This window comes from Streptomyces sp. NBC_01803, assembly GCF_035917415.1.
Classification (GTDB): Bacteria; Actinomycetota; Actinomycetes; order Streptomycetales; family Streptomycetaceae; genus Streptomyces.
The window spans coordinates 1,451,343-1,472,231 of sequence record NZ_CP109073.1 but is presented as its reverse complement, the minus strand read 5'-3'; the positions used below and the strand labels follow the sequence as shown (position 1 = coordinate 1,472,231).

General features: G+C 72.7%; 20 protein-coding genes and 3 pseudogenes. 12 read left to right on the top strand and 11 right to left on the bottom strand.

The window, feature by feature from the left end:
- Nucleotides 1-13: 13 nt before the first annotated feature.
- Both OIE51_RS06155 and OIE51_RS06150 read left to right on the top strand, forming a co-directional pair.
- Nucleotides 14-682 carry a TetR/AcrR family transcriptional regulator gene (locus OIE51_RS06155; protein ID WP_326596112.1) on the top strand — a complete coding sequence of 223 codons (669 nt, stop codon included), beginning with the start codon at nt 14-16 and terminating at the stop codon, nt 680-682.
- Nucleotides 683-819: 137 nt separating this feature from the next.
- A complete protein-coding gene (locus tag OIE51_RS06150; protein WP_326596111.1) occupies nt 820-1,338 on the top strand; it encodes an isochorismatase family protein in 519 nt (172 codons plus the stop codon).
- Between the two features lie 77 nt (nt 1,339-1,415).
- Here OIE51_RS06150 and OIE51_RS06145 read toward each other — a convergent pair whose 3' ends face one another.
- The 3 genes from OIE51_RS06145 to argF form a co-directional block, all read right to left on the bottom strand.
- On the bottom strand, nt 1,416-2,021 hold the full coding sequence (locus tag OIE51_RS06145; protein WP_326596110.1) for a fascin domain-containing protein: 606 nt from the start codon (nt 2,019-2,021) through the stop codon (nt 1,416-1,418).
- A gap of 356 nt (nt 2,022-2,377) precedes the next feature.
- Nucleotides 2,378-3,646: a chromate efflux transporter gene (gene chrA / locus OIE51_RS06140; protein ID WP_326596109.1), complete on the bottom strand. Its 1,269-nt coding sequence runs from the start codon at nt 3,644-3,646 to the stop codon at nt 2,378-2,380.
- Nucleotides 3,647-3,733: 87 nt separating this feature from the next.
- Nucleotides 3,734-4,732 (bottom strand): ornithine carbamoyltransferase, encoded by a 999-nt coding sequence (gene argF / locus OIE51_RS06135; protein WP_326596108.1) that lies wholly within the window; start codon nt 4,730-4,732, stop codon nt 3,734-3,736.
- A 144-nt stretch (nt 4,733-4,876) separates the two neighbouring features.
- Here argF and OIE51_RS06130 point away from each other — a divergent pair.
- Nucleotides 4,877-4,981 (top strand): annotated as a pseudogene (locus tag OIE51_RS06130) (DeoR family transcriptional regulator); the annotation flags it as partial.
- Nucleotides 4,982-5,011: 30 nt separating this feature from the next.
- On the opposite strand, the gene OIE51_RS06125 reads toward OIE51_RS06130, so the two are convergent.
- The 3 genes and pseudogenes from OIE51_RS06125 to OIE51_RS06115 all read right to left on the bottom strand — a co-directional run.
- Entirely contained in the window at nt 5,012-6,247 is a 1,236-nt protein-coding gene (locus OIE51_RS06125; RefSeq protein WP_326600513.1) for an arginine deiminase, read from the bottom strand.
- 23 nt (nt 6,248-6,270) lie between these two features.
- Nucleotides 6,271-6,662: pseudogene (locus tag OIE51_RS06120) on the bottom strand (polynucleotide kinase-phosphatase); the annotation flags it as partial.
- Nucleotides 6,663-6,747: 85 nt separating this feature from the next.
- Nucleotides 6,748-6,909: pseudogene (locus OIE51_RS06115) on the bottom strand (isocitrate lyase/phosphoenolpyruvate mutase family protein); the annotation flags it as partial.
- Nucleotides 6,910-7,133: 224 nt separating this feature from the next.
- Between OIE51_RS06115 and OIE51_RS06110 the strand changes: the two are divergent.
- Nucleotides 7,134-8,408, top strand: coding sequence for an Nramp family divalent metal transporter (locus OIE51_RS06110; protein WP_326596107.1), 1,275 nt, complete (start codon nt 7,134-7,136; stop codon nt 8,406-8,408).
- A 43-nt stretch (nt 8,409-8,451) separates the two neighbouring features.
- Here the strand turns inward: OIE51_RS06110 and OIE51_RS06105 are convergent, their stop codons facing one another.
- Nucleotides 8,452-8,652, bottom strand: a complete 201-nt coding sequence (locus tag OIE51_RS06105) for a DUF3099 domain-containing protein (protein ID WP_326596106.1) — start codon at nt 8,650-8,652, stop codon at nt 8,452-8,454.
- Between the two features lie 29 nt (nt 8,653-8,681).
- Nucleotides 8,682-9,098, bottom strand: a complete 417-nt coding sequence (locus OIE51_RS06100) for a winged helix-turn-helix transcriptional regulator (protein ID WP_326596105.1) — start codon at nt 9,096-9,098, stop codon at nt 8,682-8,684.
- A 95-nt stretch (nt 9,099-9,193) separates the two neighbouring features.
- Here OIE51_RS06100 and OIE51_RS06095 point away from each other — a divergent pair, with 95 nt between their 5' ends.
- Together OIE51_RS06095 and OIE51_RS06090 are read left to right on the top strand one after the other, a co-directional pair.
- Nucleotides 9,194-10,132, top strand: coding sequence for an NADP-dependent oxidoreductase (locus tag OIE51_RS06095; RefSeq protein ID WP_326596104.1), 939 nt, complete (start codon nt 9,194-9,196; stop codon nt 10,130-10,132).
- A 60-nt stretch (nt 10,133-10,192) separates the two neighbouring features.
- Nucleotides 10,193-10,573, top strand: coding sequence for a hypothetical protein (locus OIE51_RS06090; RefSeq protein ID WP_326596103.1), 381 nt, complete (start codon nt 10,193-10,195; stop codon nt 10,571-10,573).
- Here OIE51_RS06090 and OIE51_RS06085 read toward each other — a convergent pair.
- A complete protein-coding gene (locus tag OIE51_RS06085; RefSeq protein WP_326596102.1) occupies nt 10,494-10,769 on the bottom strand; it encodes a hypothetical protein in 276 nt (91 codons plus the stop codon). The two genes, OIE51_RS06090 and OIE51_RS06085, sit on opposite strands and share 80 nt — an antisense overlap.
- Nucleotides 10,770-11,167: 398 nt before the next feature.
- On the opposite strand from OIE51_RS06085, the gene OIE51_RS06080 reads away from it, so the two are divergent.
- The 3 genes from OIE51_RS06080 to OIE51_RS06070 are packed head-to-tail and all read left to right on the top strand — an operon-like array spanning nt 11,168 to nt 13,168.
- Nucleotides 11,168-11,593 (top strand): hypothetical protein, encoded by a 426-nt coding sequence (locus tag OIE51_RS06080; RefSeq protein ID WP_326596101.1) that lies wholly within the window; start codon nt 11,168-11,170, stop codon nt 11,591-11,593.
- A 23-nt stretch (nt 11,594-11,616) separates the two neighbouring features.
- Nucleotides 11,617-12,240 (top strand): cell wall protein, encoded by a 624-nt coding sequence (locus tag OIE51_RS06075; protein ID WP_326596100.1) that lies wholly within the window; start codon nt 11,617-11,619, stop codon nt 12,238-12,240.
- A 16-nt stretch (nt 12,241-12,256) separates the two neighbouring features.
- Complete coding sequence (locus OIE51_RS06070; protein WP_326596099.1) at nt 12,257-13,168, top strand: MauE/DoxX family redox-associated membrane protein; 912 nt, start codon at nt 12,257-12,259, stop codon at nt 13,166-13,168.
- A gap of 127 nt (nt 13,169-13,295) precedes the next feature.
- On the opposite strand, the gene OIE51_RS06065 is transcribed toward OIE51_RS06070, so the two are convergent.
- Both OIE51_RS06065 and OIE51_RS06060 read right to left on the bottom strand, forming a co-directional pair.
- Nucleotides 13,296-14,825, bottom strand: coding sequence for a helix-turn-helix domain-containing protein (locus OIE51_RS06065; protein WP_326596098.1), 1,530 nt, complete (start codon nt 14,823-14,825; stop codon nt 13,296-13,298).
- Between the two features lie 401 nt (nt 14,826-15,226).
- Nucleotides 15,227-15,715, bottom strand: a complete 489-nt coding sequence (locus OIE51_RS06060) for a nuclear transport factor 2 family protein (RefSeq protein WP_326596097.1) — start codon at nt 15,713-15,715, stop codon at nt 15,227-15,229.
- A 501-nt stretch (nt 15,716-16,216) separates the two neighbouring features.
- Here OIE51_RS06060 and acnA point away from each other — a divergent pair.
- The 3 genes from acnA to OIE51_RS06045 all read left to right on the top strand — a co-directional run bounded on the left by acnA (nt 16,217) and on the right by OIE51_RS06045 (nt 20,786).
- Nucleotides 16,217-18,952 carry an aconitate hydratase AcnA gene (gene acnA / locus OIE51_RS06055; RefSeq protein ID WP_326596096.1) on the top strand — a complete coding sequence of 912 codons (2,736 nt, stop codon included), beginning with the start codon at nt 16,217-16,219 and terminating at the stop codon, nt 18,950-18,952.
- Between the two features lie 191 nt (nt 18,953-19,143).
- Nucleotides 19,144-19,449, top strand: a complete 306-nt coding sequence (locus tag OIE51_RS06050; RefSeq protein ID WP_326596095.1) for a hypothetical protein — start codon at nt 19,144-19,146, stop codon at nt 19,447-19,449.
- Nucleotides 19,450-19,601: 152 nt separating this feature from the next.
- Complete coding sequence (locus tag OIE51_RS06045) at nt 19,602-20,786, top strand: ROK family transcriptional regulator (RefSeq protein WP_326596094.1); 1,185 nt, start codon at nt 19,602-19,604, stop codon at nt 20,784-20,786.
- The last annotated feature ends 103 nt before the right edge of the window (nt 20,787-20,889 follow it).

Sequence of the window (20,889 nt, the reverse complement as noted above, 5' to 3'; positions counted from 1 at the left end):
GTCGGAGGCACCCATGCGAGCGGAGCGCCCCAAGCCCCCGAGGGGACGACAGAGGGAGGCCGGCCGGAATGACGAGCGGCTTCTGCGGGCCGCGCGGCAGGTCTTCGCCGACTTCGGCTGGGACGCCCCCGTTTCGCTGATCGCCCGCCGGGCCGGAATCGGCATGGGCAGCCTCTACCGCCGCTACGGCAGCAAGGAGGACCTCGTCCGGCGCATCCAGCTCGTGGCCATGGCCCGGCTCACCGAGGTGGCGGAGGAGGCGGGCGCGCGCGTCGATCCCTGGGAAGCCTTCGTGGAGTTCATGCGCCGGGCCCTGCGCCCGGACAACGACGGCGGCATGCTCTCCATCGTGGGCGGTCGGCTGGCCGCCACGCCCGAGATCGACGCCGCCGCCGAGCGGCTGCGGGTCGCGGTGGACGCTCTCGTCCAACGGGCCCAGGCCGCAGGGGCGTTGCGCGAGGACGTGGGCGCCGGCGATGTGATGCTCAGCCTCGATCACCTCAACGCGCGCCTGCCGGCCCCGACCGAGCGTGTCGAGCAGCTCCACCGGCGGTACGTGGACCTGCTGCTGGACGGGCTGCGCGCGCCGGCCGCCCGGCCGCTGTCGGGACCCGCCCCGAGCTGGACGGAGTTGAAGAGCATGTGGCACGCGGGGCCGACCGAGGACGACGACGCCGGCTGACCGGCCCCGCTCGCCGACCTTCCGGCGATCTTCCGCCGGGGCGGCCGTGGACTCCCGGGTCCCCGGCCGCCCCGGCGGTTTACCGTCCCGACCCGCCGGGTGATCTGGGCGTCACACGCGGTTGTTAGGCTGCGCGGATGGCCTCCGTGCTGCTTCTCCTGGACGTGCAGAAGAACATGTTGTTGCCACCCGCCCCCGTGCTGGGTGCGGCGGCGGTCTCGGCCGCGATCGAGGAGCTGCTGGGCCGGGCCCGTTCCGCCGGCTCCCTCGTCGTCCACGTCCGTAACGGCGGCGTGGACGGTGACCCCGACGAACCGGGTACGCCTGGCTGGGAGTTGATCCATGAGATACGCGCCGGTGAGCATGTCGTCGACAAGGCGAAGCCGGACGCCTTCGCCGGGACCGGGCTGGGGTCGCTGATCCCGGTCGGCTCCGAGATGGTGGTGGCGGGAATGCAGAGCGAGTTCTGCGTGCGGGCCACGGCGCGGGCGGCGCTGGACCGGGGGCACCGGGTGGTGCTGGTGCGCGGGGCGCACGGGACGTACGAGGCGCGGGTGCCGCGTGAGATAGAGGCGGAGCTGCGGGCGGCGGGCGTCACCGTGTCAGGCCCCGAGGCCGTGAAGTTCGAGAAGCACGGGCGCGAGGACGGGATCTGACGGCCGGTGAGCCAGCCGCGCGGCACGCGCCCCAAGGGGGGGCACGCTCCGCGCCGCGCGGCCGGCCGGCCATCGGGTCAGCCCCAGAAGTCGAACTCTTCCCACGAGCCGTTGATGTCCGTGGAGCGGGCCCGCAGCGCGTACTGGCGGGTGCCGGTCCAGCTGTTCTCCATGGCCACGAAGCGGCCGTTCGCCAGGGACTGCAGGGCGTAGTGGCCGCTGTCCTCGTTGAACCACACGGAGAACCGCTCCCAGCCGCCCACACTGGTGGAACGGGCCCGCAGCAGGCCGTTGTCCGAGCCCGACCAGTTCTTCTCGACCGCCACGTACAGGCCGGTGGCGCCGGAGAAGATGGCGTAGGACTCCGTGGCCTCGTTCCACTCGAGGTAGAGGTCCTCCCACGAGCCGTTCCACCCGGTGGAGCGGGCCCGCTGCAGACCGGTGTACGGCGCCCTGTACGTGACCTCGTTCGCCACGAACAGGCCGTTCTTGACGGACTGGAGCCCGTACGGCCCCTCGACGTTGTCCGCGGCCAGCGTGTTGAGCTCGCCGCCGGCCAGGGAGGCGAGCTCCGGACCCTCGACCAGCTCCCACCCCTCCGGCGCGACCGGCTCCGCGGCGCTCCGCCCGGCGGCTTCCGCCGTCGCTGTGCCCAGCGCCGAAGCGGCCAGCAGACCGCTCAAGGAGAAGAGAAGCGCGGCTCTCCGTCTCACGTTTCGTGTCACGTCGTTCCTTCGATCGTCGGATCTCGCGCGTCGGCGGCATTCCAGGGAGGCAGCCGAGGCCACCGTCGCGAGGGTGATCGTGGAGTGCGGCTTCGTCCCGCGCGCCGTCGCTGACAGCGGGCGCGCGGAGATGTCCGGCATCACAGAAAGCCCCCCTTCGACCGCGGCCCCCAAGCCCGCGGCGACCACCGGACCCATGCCCCCGACTGAACCTCCCCGGTCCGTCGGCGCGGCCATGGCACCGCCCCACGGGCCCAGTCTAGAACGGGCCACGGACGGCCGGTGGCCGATCGGCACGTTCGCCGCCGCGCCGGTCAGACCACCGCCCACCCCGCCAGTGCCGCCGCCACGCCGAGGCCGCCGCAGATCAGCAGCGTGCCGACCACCCCCCTGCGCGCCGCCAGCAGCAGCACGGCCGCGAGGCCCAGCACGGCGTACTGCCAGGCGTGTTGGAGGGCGAGCGCCAGCGGCACCGCCGAGCCGCAGATGGCGCCGATCACCGCCGGCCCGGCGCCGCCGAAGAACGCCTGGACCGCGGGCGCCGAGCGGACGCGCTCGAAGTGCCCGGCGCCCAGGACGATCAGCAGGAACGACGGCCCGAACGCGACCGCCGCGGCGAGCAGTCCGCCACCGAGCCCCGCCGCCGCGTAGCCGACGACCGCGACCGTCTGCACCACCGGGCCGGGCGTGATCTGCCCGAGCGCCACCGCGTTGAGGAACTCGCCGTCCGTCATCCAGCCGTGGCCGTCCACCGCGTCCGACCGCATCAGCGGGATGATCACGAAGCCGCCGCCGTAGGACAGGGCGCCGACCTTATACGCCACCCACGTCAGCGCGGAGAGCGAGGCCGCCGCCGCGGTGACCGGGAGGGCGGCCAGCAGCGCCCACAGCCGCGCGCCGCCGCCCGGTCGGCCCCGCGTGGCGGGCGGCGCCGGGGCGCGGGCCGCGCGGGCGCGGCGCACCCCGTGCACCGCCAGCTCGGCGAGCCCGGCGGCGAGCAGCACCAGCACCAGCCACGGCCCAAGCAGCACGGCGGCGCCGGCGCCCGCGGTCAGGTAACACGCCCAGCGCGCCCGCGCCGCCCGGCCGGCGGCGCGGCGCAGGCTGTCCGGCACCATCTGGGCGCCGGCCTGGACGGCCACCGCCGCCACGGCCGAACCGGCGCCCGCCGCCGCTCCGTTGACCCAGCCGGGCGGGTCCCCCGCGAGGAAGAGCGCGGCCAGCGCCAGGATCAGCACCAACCCCGGCACGATGAAGCAGAAGCCGCCCACCACCGCGCCCCACGCGCCGCGCAGCCACCACGCGGTGAGAATCGCGAGCTGCGTCGAGGCGGGCCCCGGCAGCAGGTTGGTCACCGCGATGCCGTCCTCGAAGTCGCGCCCCGACACCCAGCGCCGGCGCTTCACGCACAGCTCCCGCAGCAGGGCGATGTGCGTGGGCGGCCCGCCGAACCCGAGGACGCCGATCCGGCCCCATTCCCGGGCGATGGTGCGCAGCGGCACCTCGGGCGGCGCGCCGGGCGGCACCTCGGGCGGGGTCCCGGACGGGGTCTCGGGCGGCATGTCGGGCGGGGCGGGGGACACTCGGGCTCCTGGGGCGGGGGAGACGCGGGGGACGGAAGTCGCCCGCGACCCTATCCCCGCCAGGTGAACGGCCCGTCGCGCGCCGCGTCAGCCGAGGGTGGCGACCATCAGCGCCTTGATGGTGTGCAGCCGGTTCTCCGCCTGGTCGAAGACCACCGAGTGCGGCGACTCGAAGACCTCGTCCGTGACTTCGAGCGACTCCAGCCCGTGCCGGGCGTGGATCTCGCGGCCCACCTGGGTGCCCAGGTCGTGGAAGGCGGGCAGGCAGTGCAGGAACCGCACGTCCGGATTGCCGGTCGCCCGCAGCACGTCCATGGTGACGGCGTACGGCGTCAGCAGCGCGATCCGCTCGTCCCACGCCTCCTTGGGCTCGCCCAGCGAGACCCAGACGTCGGTGGCCACGAAGTCCGCGCCGCGCACGCCCGCGGCGACGTCCGCGGTGAGGGTGATCCGGGCGCCGGTCCCGGCGGCGAGCCGGGCGGCCTCGGCGCGGACCGACGCCTCGGGCCAGAGCGACTCGGGCGCGACGATCCGCACGTCCATGCCGAGCAGCGCGCCGGTGATCAGGTAGGAGTTGCCCATGTTGTTGCGGGCGTCGCCGAGGTAGGCGAAGGCCATCCACTCCAGCGGCTTGCCGCTGTGCTCGGTCATGGTGAGCACGTCCGCCAGCATCTGGGTGGGGTGCCACTCGTCGGTCAGGCCGTTGTACACCGGGACCCCGGCGTGGGCGGCCAGCTCCTCGACGATCCGCTGGGCGCTGCCCCGGTACTGGATCGCGTCGAACATCCGGCCCAGCACGCGCGCGGTGTCCCGGGCCGACTCCTTGTACCCGATGTGCGAGCCCGCCGGGTCGAGATAGGTGGTGGAAGCACCCTGGTCGGCGGCGGCCACCTCGAACGCGCATCGGGTGCGTGTCGAGCTCTTCTCGAAGATCAGCGCGATGTTCTTCCCCGCGAGCCGCCGCTCCTCCGTGCCGAACCGCTTGGCGGCCTTCAGCTTGGCCGCTAGGCCGATCAGGGACCGGAACTCCTCAGGGGTGAGGTCGAGCTCCTTGAGAAAGTGGCGGCCCGTGAGCTCTGTCGCCATAGCGGCTCCTAGGTGCGTCGCTCGGATGGGCTGAAATTGTATACGTGATCCTACATGACTATGCAAGGCTGTTTTCCGGGTCGCCGGAAGGACGGTGATCCTCGCGGGAACCGGCGAAGGAGGGGGGACCGGCATGCGGACGCAGTGGACCAGCGGCACGGGCGCGTTCTGGAACTCGTGCGGTCCCGGGGCAGCTTGCGCGTCGCTGACCTCGCCCGCGAGCTGGGGGTCTCGCCCGTGACGGTCCGCCACTCGACCGGCCCCGCCCGCGGCTGACCCTCAGTGGACCGGGTCGCGTTCGACCGGGCAGCTCATGCAGCGAGGGCCGCCCCGGCCGCGGCCCAGTTCGCTGCCGGGGATCTCCAGCACCTCGAAACCCTGGTCGCGCAGGTACGTGTTGGCGGTGACGGTCCGCTCGTAGGCCACCACGACGCCGGGCTCCACGGCCAGCACGTTGCAGCCGTCGTCCCACTGCTCGCGCTCGGCCGAGCGCACGTCCTGGACCGGGGTGAGCACCCGGACGCGGTCCAGGCCCAGCGCGGCGGCGATCGCCCGGTGCATGTGCTCCGGCGGATGGTCGGTGACCTTCAGTTCCTGCCCGTCCCCGCCCGGCTCGATGGTGTAGGAGCGGAGCATGCCCAGGCCCGCGTACTGCGTGAACGTTTCGCCGTCCACCATCGTCAGCACCGTGTCCAGGTGCATGAACGCCCGCCGCTTGGGCAGGTCCACGGCCACGATGGTGCGCGCCGACCCCGCCTCGAACAGGCGCCGCGCGAGCAGCTCCACCGCCTGCGGCGTGGTCCGTTCGCTCATCCCGACCAGCACCGCGCCGTTGCCGATCACCAGCACGTCGCCGCCCTCGATCGTGGACGGGTGCGCGCCCCGCCCCTCCGACCAGAGGTGGAACGCGCCCGCCCGCCGACCGGTGAACAGCGGGTGGTGGCCGTACACCGCCTCGAAGTGCACGGTCTCCCGCTGCCTGGCCGGCCAGCGCATCGCGTTGATCGCCACCCCGTCGTACACCCACGCGGAGGCGTCCCGGGCGAAGAGGTGGTTGGGCAGCGGGTGCAGCAGGAAGTCGTCCGGCTCCATCACATGGAACCGCATGGAGGCGGGCTCCTCGTGCCGCTCCAGATACTCCCGCTTGGTCATCCCGCCGATCAGCGCCTCGGCCAGCTCTCCGGTCGGCAGCGCGTCGAAGGACGCCCGCAGCAGGTCCGTGGCCAGCGGGCCGTACTCGCGCTCGTCGAAGACCCGGTCCAGCACCAGGGCGCGCGCGGCCGGGATGTCGAGGCTCTCGGCGAGCAGCTCACCGAACAGGTGCACCTCGACGCCCCGGGCGCGCAGCAGGTCGGAGAAGACGTCGTGCTCCTGCTGCGCGCGGCGCACCCACAGCACGTCGTCGAAGAGCAGCTCGTCCTTGTTGGTCGGCGTGAGTCGCTTCAGCTCCAGACCCGGGCGGTGCAAGATCACACGGCGCAGGCGCCCGGTCTCCGAATCGACGTGGAAGGTCATGCCACCATTCTGGACGACCCCTCCTACAGCCGCGGGACGACCGGCTCCGACTCCAGCGCCAGCACCGCGAACACCGCCTCGTGCACGCGCCACAGCGGCTCGCCGTCGGCCAGCCGGTCCAGGGCCTCCAAGCCGAGGGCGTACTCGCGCAGCGCGAGAAACCGTTTGTGGCCCAGGCCGCGCTCGCGCAGCCTGGCCAGGTGCTCGGGCCGGGAGCACTCGGGACCGTAAGAGATCCGCAGGTACTCCCGGCCCCGGCACGTGATCCTCGGCTGGACCAGCCGGCCGTCCGCGCCGCGCACCCACGCCTCGCGCGGCTTGCCGACCATGCCCTCGCCGCCGTCCCCGGTCAGATCCAGCCACACCGGAGGCCGGCCGCCACCGACGCCGGGTCCCCGGTGTCCACCGCCGCACGGGCCGCCGCCAGCCGGGCGGCCTGGTCGGCGGCGGGCGCAGCGGCTTTGAGCCCCGGTGGTGGGTGTCCTCCAGTTCACGCCGACCGCGCCCGCGGCCAGCACCCCGCGCACGGTCTCGTCGACCCCGGCGGCGTCCTCGGCGAAGCCGCTCTCGACGTCCGCGGTCACCGGCACGGACACGGCCGCGGCGACCCGGGCGATCAGCGCCAGCGCCGCGCCCCGGCCGAGCCGGTCGCCCTCCGGCATCCCCCAGGCCCCGGGCGACGCCCGAGCTGAGGGTCGCGACGGCGGCGGCACCGGCCCGCATCACGAGGCGGGCACTGGCCGCGTCTCAGGCGCTGGGCAGCACCAGTGGGTGTCCGCCCGGTGCAGCGCGTGGAAGTGCCGGGCCAGGGCGGCGAGTTCACTGGTGCCGGTCAAGCGGGCCAGTACATCCGCCGCCCCGGCCCGCGCACGGGCGGGATCGCGACATGTTCGCTTTCGCGCATCGCGCGGCGCACGGTGGGCAGAAGCTCTCCGTGGACGAGGGCGGACAACTTCCCAGGGCGCGCTGGCGGTTGATCGGCCCCGGGCTGGTGGTGGCGGCGACCGGGGTGGGCGCGGGAGACCTGGTCGCGACCGCCGTGGCGGGCGGGCGGTACGGCTACACCCTGCTGTGGGCCGCCGTGCTCGGCTGCCTGGTCAAGATCTCCCTCGCGGAGGCGACCGGCCGCTGGCATCTGGCCACCGGCACCACTCTGTTCGAGGGCTGGCGCTCCCTCGGCCGGTGGCCCGTCCGGTACTTCGGGGTCTACATCGTCATCTGGGGCTTCGTCTACGGCGCGACCGCCATGTCCGCCAGCGCCCTGCCGCTCGTCGCGCTCTTCCCCGACGGGCCGTCGCTGCGCCTGTGGGGCATCCTGTCCGGCCTGCTCGGCCTGCTCTGCGTCTGGTTCAACCGCTACGCCGTCGTGGAGAAGCTGATGACGGGCTTCGTCGGCGCCATGTTCGTGATCGTCGTCGGCATCGCCGTCCGGGTCGGCCCCGACGCGGGCGCCCTGGCGGCCGGGCTGGTGCCGGTGCTGCCCGACGGGTCGGTGCTCTACACGCTCGGTCTGGTCGGCGGCGTCGGCGGCACCATCACGCTGGCCGCCTACGGGTACTGGGTCACCGCGAAGGGCTGGACCGGCCCTGCCTGGATCCCGATGATGCGCCTGGACAACCGCGTCGCCTACGCCACGACCGGCCTGTTCGTCATCGCCATGCTCGTGATCGGCGCGGAGCTGCTGCACGCCACCGACGTCGCGCTGGCGACCGGGGACCGGGGACTGCTGGACGTGGGCGAGGTGCTGCGGGACCGCTTCGGAACCGTGACCGCGAAGCTCTTCCTGGTCGGCTTCTTCGCCGCCTCCTTCAGCTCGGTGATCGGCGTCTGGCACGGGGTGAGCCTGCTGTTCACCGACTTCGTCGCCCACGGCCACCGGGAGCCGGAGCGGTCCGGGCCGTTCCGCGCGTACCTGCTGTGGCTGACGTTCCCGCCGATGGGACTGCTCTTCCTGGACGAGCCGATCGGGCTGATTTTGAGCTACGGGGTGCTCGGCGCCTTCTTCATGCCGTTCCTCGCGGCGACCCTGCTGTGGTTGCTCAACAGCCGTCGGGTGCCCGATGGTTGGCGCAACGGGCCGGTCAGCAACGTGATGCTGGCGGCGTCCGGGGCGCTCTTTGCGGCGCTGTGCGTCCAGCAGCTCCGCGACCTGCCCTGGTGAGGCCCGCGCCCCGCGCCCCGCGCCTCCCGCCGACACCCGCTGGCTACCGCTCGTCCCACCAGCGGTCGTCGGGCTCGCGCCGGTTCGCCACGATCGCCGCGATGGGCGGGATCACCGCCGCGACCACGCACATCGCGATGGCCAGCGGCACCGACCACAGCCGCACCACACCCCACGCGCCGATGAAGAGGACCAGACAGACGGCCATCAGCGCGAAGTAGCGACGGCGGCGGCGCTCGTACATGCCGCCAGCCTAGCCAGGACCGGCCGCCGCTACCCCTCGACCGGCCGGGGCTCCCGCGCCGCGCGCTCGTCGAAGCCGGCGCGGGCGTCGAGGATCTCGCCGATGTGCTCCTTGGACCACTCGGTGAGCCCCGCGATCAGGCGGCCGACGCCCACGCCGAGGCCGGTCAGCCGGTACTCCACGCGCGGCGGCACGGTCGGGTACACCGCCCGGGTCAGCAGCCCGTCCCGCTCCAACGCGCGCAGGGTCTGGGTGAGCATCTTCGGGGTGACCCCGTCCAGCCGGCGGCGCAGCTCGTTGAACCGCGTCGGCCGGCCGTCCTCCAGCGCCACCAGCACGAGCATCGTCCACTTGCTCGCGATCAGCTCCAGCACGGTCCGGGTGGGGCAGTCGCGCAGAAAAACGTCGACGCCGCCGTATTTCCTGAGGTCGAAGCCGGTATCCATGGGGAACCTTAATACCAGAAAAGTGCCTTCTTTCCCAGGGATACCGAATACGGCGAGCATGGGGGCCCAGCAGGACCCGTCCCGAGGAGCCCGATATGCCCGCCCGCATGCACGCCGTCGTCCAGCACGCCTTCGGCGGCCCCGAGGTGCTGGAGTACACCGAGACCGACGTCCCCGAGCCGGGACCGGGGGAGGTGCTGGTCAGGGTGGGCGCCGCCGCCGTGAACCCGGGAGACGCGGTGATCCGCTCCGGCCGGGTGCCGGAGCTGCTCACCCCGCCGTTCACCCTCGGCACCGACCTCTCCGGCGTGGTGGAGCGCGCCGGGGAGGGCGTCACCGCCTTCGCGCCGGGCGACGAGGTCTACGGGATGCTGCCGGTGAGTCCGCGCGGCGCGTACGCGCAGTTCACGGTGGTGGCCGCGGACGCCCTGGCGCCCAAGCCGCCGAGCCTGGACCACACCCGGGCCGCCGCCGTGCCGCTCGCCTCCGTCACGGCCTGGCAGGCGCTGGTCAACGTCGCCGCCGTCGGCCCCGGCCACCGGGTCCTGATCCACGCGGCGGCCGGCGGCGTCGGCCATGTCGCCGTCCAGCTCGCCCGGGAGCTGGACGCGCACGTCGTGGGCACCGCCCGGGCCGCCAAGCACGACTTCTTGCGGGACCTGGGCGCGGACGAGCTGATCGACTACACGGCCACCGACTTCCGCACCGCCACCGAGCCGGTCGACACCGTCCTGGACCTGGTGGGCGGCGCGTACGGTCCGCGTTCGCTGGACGTCCTCAAGCCCGGCGGCCTGCTCATCGGCGCCTCGATCGACCCGGGCACCGACGAGAAGGAGGCCGAGGCCCGCGGCCTGCGCTACACCTGGGTGACGGCCGCGCCCTCCGGGGCCGCCCTGACGGAGATCACCCGCCGCGTGGAGGACGGCCGGCTGCGGGTGAGCGTGGAGCGCGTCCGCCCGCTGACCGAGGCCGCCGCGGCCCACCGGGCGATCGAACGGAAGCGGACCACGGGCAAGCTGGTGCTGGTCCCCTAGCGTTCCGCGGCGCCGAAAGCCGGTGCGCGGCGTCCGGCCGGCCCGTTCGGGATGGGCCGCGTGACCTGGATCGTCACCGGCGATCTCGACGTCTTCCTGGCCACGGCCGGGGGCCTGTTGGGCGCCGGTCCCGCCGAGCACATCGTGCTGCTGACCGTCTCCGCGACGTCGCGCGAGCGCGGACCCGGGTCCTACGGCGCCGCGCGCCCCCGCTTCGGCTGGTGGCGCGACGGCGGTGGCCGGGTGGCCGCCGCCCTGCTGGACACCCCGCCGCATGCGGTCCAGAGCGGCGCGCTGCCGGACGAGGCCGTCGCGCCCCTGGCCGACCGCGTCCGCCCCGCGCCTCACCGGCTGAGCGGCGTCACGGCACGAACGGCGCCGCCACCAGATAGGGCAGACTGCCCGCCAGCACCCCCGCGAAGATCACGGTGGCGGTCCTGACGCCCGCGTTCTCCCTCACCCGGGCGAGCATGCCCGTGGCCACCAACCCGAACGCGCCGAGCAGGAGCTCGTGGAGGACGAACAGCGGGGAGGCGAGCACCGCGAGCAGGAAGGTGGCGCCGAAGAGCACCAGCGTCCGCCGTGTGGTCCTGTGGTCCAGCCGATTGTCCAGCCTGTTGTCCAGCGCCTGGTCCATGACGGAACTCCTCACCGCAGCCGGGTTTTTGCCGGTCCTTTGTCACTTTCCCCCGGATGAGCGCCTCTCATGCGGCACGGCGAAATTGATCGAACCGGCAGGCAAACGTGACCGGTTCGCGTCCTTGTCCGCTTCGGGTCTCGCACGGATTCGTCGTGTATCCGCCGCGTATCGTCGCGATGTCCGGTCCCCCGCCCTCTGGTATTCGCACATCGGAGCGAGGATTATGGGCGCGTCCGACGCTCCGCCTGCACTGCCATGACGTCCCCCCACGCGCCACCGGCCGGCATCAGGAGGAAAGCTCCCCACCGCCGTCGCCCCTGGATTGTCATGAGCAGGTCAGGCGAGTGTGTCATTGTCACGCGCGTGAGATCCACGCCGCGCGAAGGGAGTTCATCGTGGCCTGCTCGACCAACGCCCTGTGGGCCGGGGAAACCACCTGGTTCTGCTGCGGCGCCGCCTGGGGCCCGTGCGGCAGCGCGGGCGGCGGCGCCTGCGGCAACTGCCGCTCCGCCTCCAACCACGGCGCCTGGCCCAACGCCTCGCAGGCGTGCTGGGACATCACCCGCCCCGACCTGTGCGGCGAGGGCGGCATCGCGCGCCGCGGCTGCGGCTCGGTCATGAGGGTCAGACACCAGTGCACCGGCGCGGCCGTCTGCATCACCATCACCGACTGCGGCCCGCGCACCAAGAGCTGGTGCGGCGAACAGGCGTGCTGCAACGGGACCTGCCGGGTCAACCGCGTGCTCGACCTGACGCCCGCGGCGTTCTCGGCCATCGGCAGCCTCAGCTCCGGCAAGCTGCCGGTCGTCATCACCGAGTGAAACAGGCAGGAGGAGACCCCCCCATGACACCGATATCCTCGGCCACCGCCGGTGACCGCTTCGGCCGCCGCGGCTTCCTGACCTCCGCCGCGCTCGGCGGGGCCACCATCGTCGGCGCCTCCGCGCTCGGCGCCCTGGACGCCGACGCCGCGTTCGCCGCCCCCGCCCCCTCCCTCGACCCCGCCGTCACCGAGACTTCGTTCGTCGAGGGCCGGATCGGCGCCATCCGGGGCGGTCTGCTCACCGCGGCCAGCTCCGAGGGCGAGACGCACCGCGTCCAGCTCACCAACGCCACCAGCATCTGGAAGGCCCGCCCCACCACCGCCGACGCCATCGAGGTCGGCGACGGACTCTACGCGCGGGGAGTCCCCATGCCGGACGGTTCGATCGCCGCCGACGCCGTGTGGGTCAACATCGTCAACCTCCACACGACCATCCGCGGCATCCACCGGGACCGGTTCTATCTCTCGCACGGCAACCATGAGCTGGTCGGCCGCACCATCCCCGAGACGGCCGCCTCCTACGCGGGTGGCGCGCTCACCTCCGACCTGTCCCGGCTCCGCATCGGCCAGGCCGCGCAGGTGCTCGGCGCCTGGCGTCCGGCGGACGACTCCATCGACGTCGTGCGCGTCACGGTCGGGCACTGAGGGGAGGGCGGACCTGATGCTCACACTGACCGCGAACCTGCTGCCGCCGCTCCTCGGCGCGCTGCTCCTGTGGACCGGGGCGGCGAAGCTCACGAGCCGGAGGCTACGCGCGCAGACCGCCCGTACCGCCCTGCCCCGTCTGGTGCGGGGCCCCGGCCGGGCGGTGCTGGTGCTGCGCGCCACCGCCGCGGCCGAGGTCCTGCTCGCCGCCGGACTGCTGGCCGCGCCCGGCGCGGCGGCCCCCGCCGTCGGCGCGGCCCTGCTCGGCGCGGGCTTCCTGGGCTACCTCGGCTACGCCAGGGTGGTGGCCCCGGACTCGTCCTGCGGCTGCACGGCGAGCGACAACGCACCCATCACCTGGCACTCCTTTGCCCGTGCCGGGTTCGTCGCGGGCGCTGGGGCCGGTGCCCTGACCGCCGACGAGGCGTGGTGGACGGCGGTCGGCGACCGGCCGGCCGCCGCCGTCGCGCTGCTCCTCGCGGGCGCGGCGGCGCTGGCGTACCTCTCGGACGGCCCCGAGGGCAGGGGGCGCGTCCGGCTGCGCCGCCTGCGGCTGCGATTGTTCGGCAGCCCCCTGGGCGGCCCGGCGGGCGGCGACGGAACGGTCCCGGTGGAGGCATCCGTCGAGCTGCTGGAACGGTCGCTGGCCTGGGAGACCGTCTCCTCGCTGGTCCGCTCCGGGCTCGTGGAGCACTGGGAGGAGGACGGCTGGCGCATCCTCCACTACACCGGCGCGCGCCACGACGGCGAACGGGACCGGCCGGTCTCGGTCCTGTTCGCCCTGGACGCCGGGGCACACCTGGACCGCGCCGGCGGCCAGGTGATCCGGGTCAGCGTGGTCGACCAGGAGACCGCCGAGGTGCTGACGGGGGACCTGGTGGAGGCGGCGGCCGGTCCGCCGCGTCCGCCGCTGCCGCTGGCGGGCTGACCCGGCGCGGGGCCGGGCCGTCCGACCAACGGCCCGGCACCACACCGCCGGAGCGGATGACGTGGGGGTGACGCGGGGTGACGCCGACGACCCCGAACGACACCCCGAACGACGCCGATGGCGCCGCTCAGATGTTGCGGAACGTCTCGATCTGCGCGCCCACGGAGTTCAGCCGCTCGGCCAGATCCTCGTAGCCGCGGTTGATGACATAGACGTTGCGCAGCACCGAGGTGCCCTCGGCGGCCATCATCGCCAGCAGCACCACGACCGCGGGCCGCAGCGCCGGCGGGCACATCATCTCGGCCGCCCGCCAGCGCGTCGGCCCCTCCACCAGCACCCGGTGCGGGTCGAGGAGCTGGAGCCGGCCGCCGAGGCGGTTGAGATCCGTCAGATAGATGGCGCGGTTGTCGTAGACCCAGTCGTGGATCATCGTCGTGCCGTGCGCCGAGGCCGCGATGGCCGCGAAGAACGGGGCGTTGTCGATGTTCAGCCCGGGGAACGGCATCGGGTGGATCTTGTCGATCGGCGCCTCCAGCTTGGAGGGCCGGACGGTGAGGTCCGCCAGCCGGGTGCGGCCGTTGTCCGCCGGGTACTCCGGGCCGAGGTCGTGGTCCAGGCCCATGCCCTCCAGCACCGCGAGCTCGATCTCCAGGAACTCCATCGGCACCCGGCGGATCGTGAGCTGCGACTCGGTGACCACGGCGGCGGCGATCAGGCTCATGGCCTCGACCGGGTCCTCGGAGGGCGAGTAGTCCACGTCGCGGTCGATCTCGGGCACGCCGTGCACGGTGAGCGTGGTGGTGCCCACGCCGTCGATGCGCACGCCCAGCTCCTCCAGGAAGAAGCACAGGTCCTGGACCATGTAGTTGGACGAGGCGTTGCGGATGACGGTCACCCCGTCGTGCCGGGCGGCGGCCAGCAGCGCGTTCTCCGTCACGGTGTCGCCGCGCTCGGTCAGCACGATGGGCCGCTCCGGCGTCACCTGCCGGTTCACCGTGGCGTGGTAGACGCCCTCGGTCGCGGTGATGTCGAGGCCGAACCGCCGCAGCGCCGCCATGTGTGGCTGAACGGTCCGGGTGCCGAGGTCGCAGCCGCCCGCGTACGGGATCTTGAACTGGTCCACGCGGTGCAGCAGCGGGCCGAGGAACATGATGATGCTGCGCGTGCGCCGGGCCGCCTCGGTGTCGATGGCGTCCAGGTCGAGCTCGGCCGGGGGGACGATCTCCAGGTCGGCGCCCTCGTTGATCCAGCGGCTCCGGACCCCGATCGAGCCGAGGACCTCCAGGATGCGGAAGACCTCCTCGATGCGGGCCACGCGGCGTAGCACCGTGCGGCCGGAGTTGAGCAGGGAGGCGCACAGCAGCGCGACGCAGGCGTTCTTGCTCGTCTTGACGTCGATGGCGCCGTGCAGCCGCCGGCCGCCGACGACCCGCAGGTGCATGGGACCCGCGTAACCGAGCGACACGATCTCGCTGTCCAGGGCTTCGCCGATACGGGCGATCATCTCAAGACTGATGTTCTGATTGCCCCGCTCGATGCGGTTGACCGCGCTCTGGCTGGTCCCAAGTGCCTCGGCGAGCTGGACTTGTGTCCAGCCGCGATGCTGGCGTGCGTCCCGGATGAGCTGGCCGATCCGGGCGAGGTAGTCGTCGATCATATGCGCGACCCTATCTCAGATATGAGATGACTACCTGTTGGGACGACCATTCGGGTGACGACGCGCCATAAACCCCTCCGTGCCCCGACTCCCGCCTGCCTCGGGGAGCGGATCGCTCATATCTGTCTTACCCGGTCTGACCAGGACAAAATCCCCGACAGTGGACGAATGGCCCGCGCCGTCGGCGGTAGTCAGGCCCACGTGGCGCCCGCGACCCGGGCCGGGCGGCGCCGTCGCCGGTCCCGTGGCCCGAGTTCCTCCGTCGCTCCCCGTGACGGAACGCGACGGAAGAAGGTCACCGATGAACGGGAACGAGCGGTCGGCCGAGCGCTTCGAGGACAACCGGCTCACCTGCGGGCGTATCCGTTCGCGTATCCCGGCGCTGGTGAACAGCGCCTGACTCAGGGCCCGGGGAGCGGCGGGGCGGCCACGCCCTCGGGAAGGTCCGGTGGTTCGCCCGTCGTCCAGACCGGCTCGACGGACGCCTGGCCGATCCGCCAGCCGCCGGCCGTGCGGACCAGCGCGGCACGCCAGTAACCGCCCACGGTGAACACCGGGTTGGCGCCCTCGCCGCGCCGCCGCAGCGTCTCCTCGTGGTGCACGTGCGTCATCAGCGCGTTCCATGACGCGGTGGCCCGTCCGGACCCGGCCTCGATGTCGACCACCAGGTCGGTCGTCATGTGCTGGGTCCTGGCGAACCTCACCAGCGCCTCCTCGGTCCGCCGCCGGGCCTCCGCCCCCTGGGCCGGGCCGAACGGGGTCACGATCCGGACATCGTCGGTGCAGTACGGGCGGGCCCAGTCGTCCCCGGCGAACTTCCGCTCGTCCAGGGCGCGGAGGAAGCGGCTGATGAGCGCCCTGATGGCGGCGTGATCGGTCTGTGCGGTCATGGGGCGAGTCTCCGACCTCAACCGCGCTTGAAGTCAAGCCGTCGCGCCGCGCCCGGGGGGCGGTCCGCCGTGATCCTCACCCCGTGGGCGGTCCGGCGATCCGTTTCTCGAACAGTGGTGGGCGTACGGCCGTCGTCGAAGGACGGAGATCTCCTGGAAGCCGTGGGAGTGGTACAGGCTGATGGCGGCGGTGAGCGCGCCTTGTTGGTGTGCAGGCGGTGCACGTCGCGGCCGTGCCGGGTGGCCCGTGCCTTCAGCTCGGCCAGGAAGCGGCGGCCGGGGCCGGGACGCCGGTCGCGATGCGACGGCACGGACAGCGGGCCGCTGCGTGAACCCGGGGCGCCGATGAGTTAGGGTTATCTCGACATCGAGATATCTGGTGACAGGACGCTGCCGCCGCCTCCTCGGTGGCGCGCTAAGGATCACCTCAGCGCGCCGCGGGTCAGTGCGGGCGGCAGGATTGCGGTAGTACGCGCGAATCATGTGTTGAAGGAGACAGTCGTGTCGGCGAACAGCTTCGACGCCCGCAGCACGCTGCGGGTGGGCGACGAGTCGTACGAGATCTTCCGGCTGGACAAGGTGGCCGGGTCGGACCGCCTTCCGTACAGCCTGAAGGTGCTGCTGGAGAACCTGCTCCGCACCGAGGACGGGGCGAACATCACCGCCGACCACATCAGGGCGCTGGGCGATTGGGATCCCGACGCCCAGCCCAGCCAGGAGATCCAGTTCACGCCCGCCCGCGTGATCATGCAGGACTTCACCGGCGTGCCCTGCGTCGTGGACCTCGCCACCATGCGCGAGGCCGTCAAGGAGCTGGGCGGCGACCCGGCCCGCATCAACCCCCTGGCCCCGGCCGAGCTGGTCATCGACCACTCCGTCATCGCCGACAAGTTCGGCACGCCCAACGCCTTCCAGCAGAACGTCGAGCTGGAGTACGGCCGCAACCGCGAGCGGTACCAGTTCCTGCGCTGGGGACAGACGGCGTTCGACGAGTTCAAGGTCGTCCCGCCGGGCACCGGCATCGTCCACCAGGTCAACATCGAACACCTGGCCCGCACCGTCATGGTCCGGGGCGGTCAGGCGTACCCGGACACCCTGGTCGGCACCGACTCGCACACCACCATGGTCAACGGCCTGGGCGTGCTGGGCTGGGGCGTCGGCGGCATCGAGGCGGAGGCCGCGATGCTCGGCCAGCCGGTCTCCATGCTGATTCCGCGCGTCGTCGGCTTCAAGCTCACCGGCGAGCTGCCCACCGGCACCACCGCCACCGACCTGGTGCTGACCATCACCGAGATGCTGCGCAAGCACGGTGTGGTCGGCAAGTTCGTGGAGTTCTACGGCGAGGGCGTGGCGGCCGTCCCGCTCGCCAACCGCGCGACCATCGGCAACATGTCGCCGGAGTTCGGCTCCACCGCCGCGATCTTCCCGATCGACGCCGAGACCATCAATTACCTGCGGCTCACCGGCCGCGACGCGCAGCAGCTCGCGCTGGTCGAGGCGTACACCAAGGAGCAGGGGCTGTGGCACACGGCACCTTCTGAGGGAGGGGCCCGCGAGCCGGAGTTCTCCGAGCGCCTTGAGCTCGACCTCGCCTCCGTCGTGCCGTCCATCGCCGGCCCCAAGCGCCCGCAGGACCGCATCGCCCTCGCCGACGCCAAGCGGAAGTTCGGCGAGGACGTCCGCGTCCACGTGCCGGACACCGACGAGGACGAGGCGGGCAAGGAGTCCTTCCCGGCCTCCGACTCCCCGGCCGTCAGCGACGGCGTGCCGAGCAAGCCGGTCACCGTGACCGCCGCCGACGGCACCATGTACGAGATCGACCACGGCGCCGTCACCGTCGCCGCGATCACCTCGTGCACCAACACCTCCAACCCCTCCGTGATGATCGGCGCCGCCCTGCTGGCCAAGAAGGCGGTGGAGCGCGGCCTGACCCGCAAGCCGTGGGTCAAGACCACGCTGGCGCCCGGCTCCAAGGTCGTCATGGACTACTACGACCGGGCCGGCCTCACCCCGTATCTGGACAAGCTCGGCTTCAACCTGGTCGGTTACGGCTGCACCACCTGCATCGGCAACTCGGGCCCGCTGCCCGAGGAGGTCTCCCAGGCGGTCAACGACAACGACCTCGCCGTCGTCTCCGTCCTCTCCGGCAACCGGAACTTCGAGGGCCGCATCAACCCCGACGTCAAGATGAACTACCTGGCGTCCCCGCCCCTCGTCGTCGCCTACGCCCTCGCCGGCTCCATGCAGGTGGACATCACCGCCGAGCCGCTGGGCGCCGACCAGGACGGCAAGCCGGTCTACCTGCGGGACATCTGGCCCACCGAGCAGGAGATCGAGGAGGTCGTCGCCGCCGCCATCGGCCAGGAGATGTTCGGCCAGAGCTACGCCGACGTCTTCGCCGGCGACGCCCAGTGGAACGCGCTGTCGATCCCGACCGGCTCCACCTTCGAGTGGGACCCGCGGTCCACCTACGTCCGCAAGCCGCCGTACTTCGACGGCATGGGCATGGACCCGGAGCCGGTCACCGACATCTCCGGCGCCCGGGTGCTGGCCAAGCTCGGCGACTCGGTCACCACCGACCACATCTCGCCGGCCGGCGCCATCAAGGCCGACACCCCGGCCGGCCAGTACCTCACCGGACACGGCGTGGAGCGCCGGGACTTCAACTCCTACGGGTCCCGTCGCGGCAACCACGAGGTGATGATCCGGGGCACCTTCGCCAACATCCGGCTGCGCAACCAGATCGCGCCCGGCACCGAGGGCGGCTACACGCGGGACTTCACCCAGGACGGCGCGCCGGTCTCGTTCATCTACGACGCCTCACAGAACTACCAGGCCGCCGGCGTCCCGCTGGTCGTCCTCGCGGGCAAGGAGTACGGCTCCGGCTCCTCGCGCGACTGGGCCGCCAAGGGCACCGCGCTGCTGGGCGTACGGGCCGTCATCGCCGAGTCGTACGAGCGCATCCACCGCTCGAACCTGATCGGCATGGGCGTGCTGCCGCTCCAGTTCCCCGCCGGCCACTCCGCCGCCTCCTACGCCCTGACGGGCGAGGAGACGTTCACCATCACCGGCGTCACCGCGCTCAACGAGGGCGGCATCCCGGCGACGGTGAAGGTGACCACCGACTCGGGCGTGGAGTTCGACGCCGTCGTCCGGATCGACACCCCCGGCGAGGCGGACTACTACCGCAACGGCGGCATCATGCAGTACGTGCTGCGGTCGCTGCTGCGCAAGTGAACCGGCGCGCCTGACGGCGCGGCGGCTCGGCACGCGGAAAAGCGGGCCGCCGGACTTCCCCAGGGAGTCCGGCGGCCCGCTTTCGCGTGGTGCGGCAGGCGATCCTCCATGTTCGCGTCAATGGGCTATGCCTGTCGGGACCGGACGGCTCCCCACCCCGCCCGTGCCCCCACGAAGGCGAGGACTCGAACATGACGTCCAGTCCGGCTCTCAACCGCCGCGCGCTCCTCACCAACACCTGGCGCCACGAGGCGGTCCGGGCCGCGCGCCCGCACGCCGCCCTGGTCTCCGACCCGTTCGGCCTGCCCACCGGCCTGGAGTGGGAGAACTTCGGCCACGCCTGGACCAGCGCCGACGTCGGCCGTCACACGGGGCTACGAGGCGACTGGGGCGCTCCACGCGGGCGTGACCATGGCGATGCTCCCGGTCCCCTGGTCGTCTACGTCACCTTCCAGCACCAGGTGCCGGCCGGCCTGACGGCGGGCGCGGTCAGATGAGCCGGTCCCTGTCCGCCGTGCGTGGTTTCCGCACCGTTCTCCCACGTCGGCCCTTGAGTTCATATAGTGGGCGCGGCGCCGTCTCCCACCCTGTCGGGGCGGCCGGCGGGCCCATGGCCGTGCTCGCCCAAGTGACCGAAGTGGAGCAAGCCGTGCAGACTCCGGGGTCGCAGTCGTCGCTGCACCGCGCCAACCTGGAACGAGTGGTGCGCGCCGTGCGTGCCGCCGGCTCGCTGACCCAGGCGGACATCGCCAGGACCACCGGTCTGTCCGCGGCCACGGTGTCCAACATCGTTCGGGAGCTGAAGGAACTGGGCACCGTCGAGGTCCGGCCCACCTCGGCCGGTGGACGCCGGGCGCGCAGCGTCTCGCTCTCCTCGGACGCCGGGGTGGTGGTCGGCGTCGACTTCGGCCACTCCCACCTGCGGGTCGCCGTCGGGAACCTGGCCCACCAGGTCCTCGCCGAGGAGGCCGAGCCCATCGACGTGGACGCCTCGGCCGGCCAGGGATTCGACCGCGCCGAGAAGCTGGTCGCCCGGCTGCTCGGCGTCGCGGGCGTGGACCGGGGCAAGGTCGTCGGCATCGGCCTCGGCGTCCCGGTGCCGATCGACGTGGAGACCGGCGTGCTCGGCTCGACCGCGATCCTCCCCGGCTGGAGCGGCACGAACCCGCGCGAGGAGCTGGCCGCCAGAACCGGCGTCCAGGTGCACGTGGACAACGACGCGAACCTCGGCGCCCTGGGCGAGCTGGTCTGGGGCAGCGGCCGGGGCGTGGACGACCTGGCGTACATCAAGGTGGCCAGCGGCGTGGGCGCCGGGCTGGTGATCAACGGGCAGATCTACCGGGGCCCGGGCGGCACGGCGGGCGAGATCGGGCACATCACGCTGGACGAGTCGGGGCCGGTCTGCCGCTGCGGAAACCGGGGCTGCCTGGAGACGTTCACCGCCGCCCGGCACGTCCTGCCGCTGCTCTACGCCAGCCACGGCCGCGACCTGACGATGCAGCGGGTCGTCCAGCTCGCCCGGGAGGGCGACCCCGGATGCCGCCGCGTCGTCGTGGACATCGGCCGCCACATCGGCACCGGAGTGGCCCTGCTCTGCAATCTGCTGAATCCGAGCCGCGTGGTGCTGGGCGGCGGCCTGGCCGAGGCGGGCGAGATCGCGCTCGCCCCGATCCGCGACTCCGTCAGCCGCTACGCCATTCCCAGCGCCGCCCGCCAGCTCTCCGTGGTCTCCGGCGCCCTCGGTGGCCGGGCCGAGGTCCTGGGCGCCCTGGCCCTGGCGCTGCGGGAGATGGGCGACGGCATGTTGCTGACTCCCAGCCCCGCCACGGCCTGAGCCCGGGCAGCGAAGCGCTTGAACGGTGCATTTACTTTGTGACACCGCGCCCCGGCCCCTGCCGCACCACCGCGACCGCCGTTGTCCCCCATCCGGTCCGGTC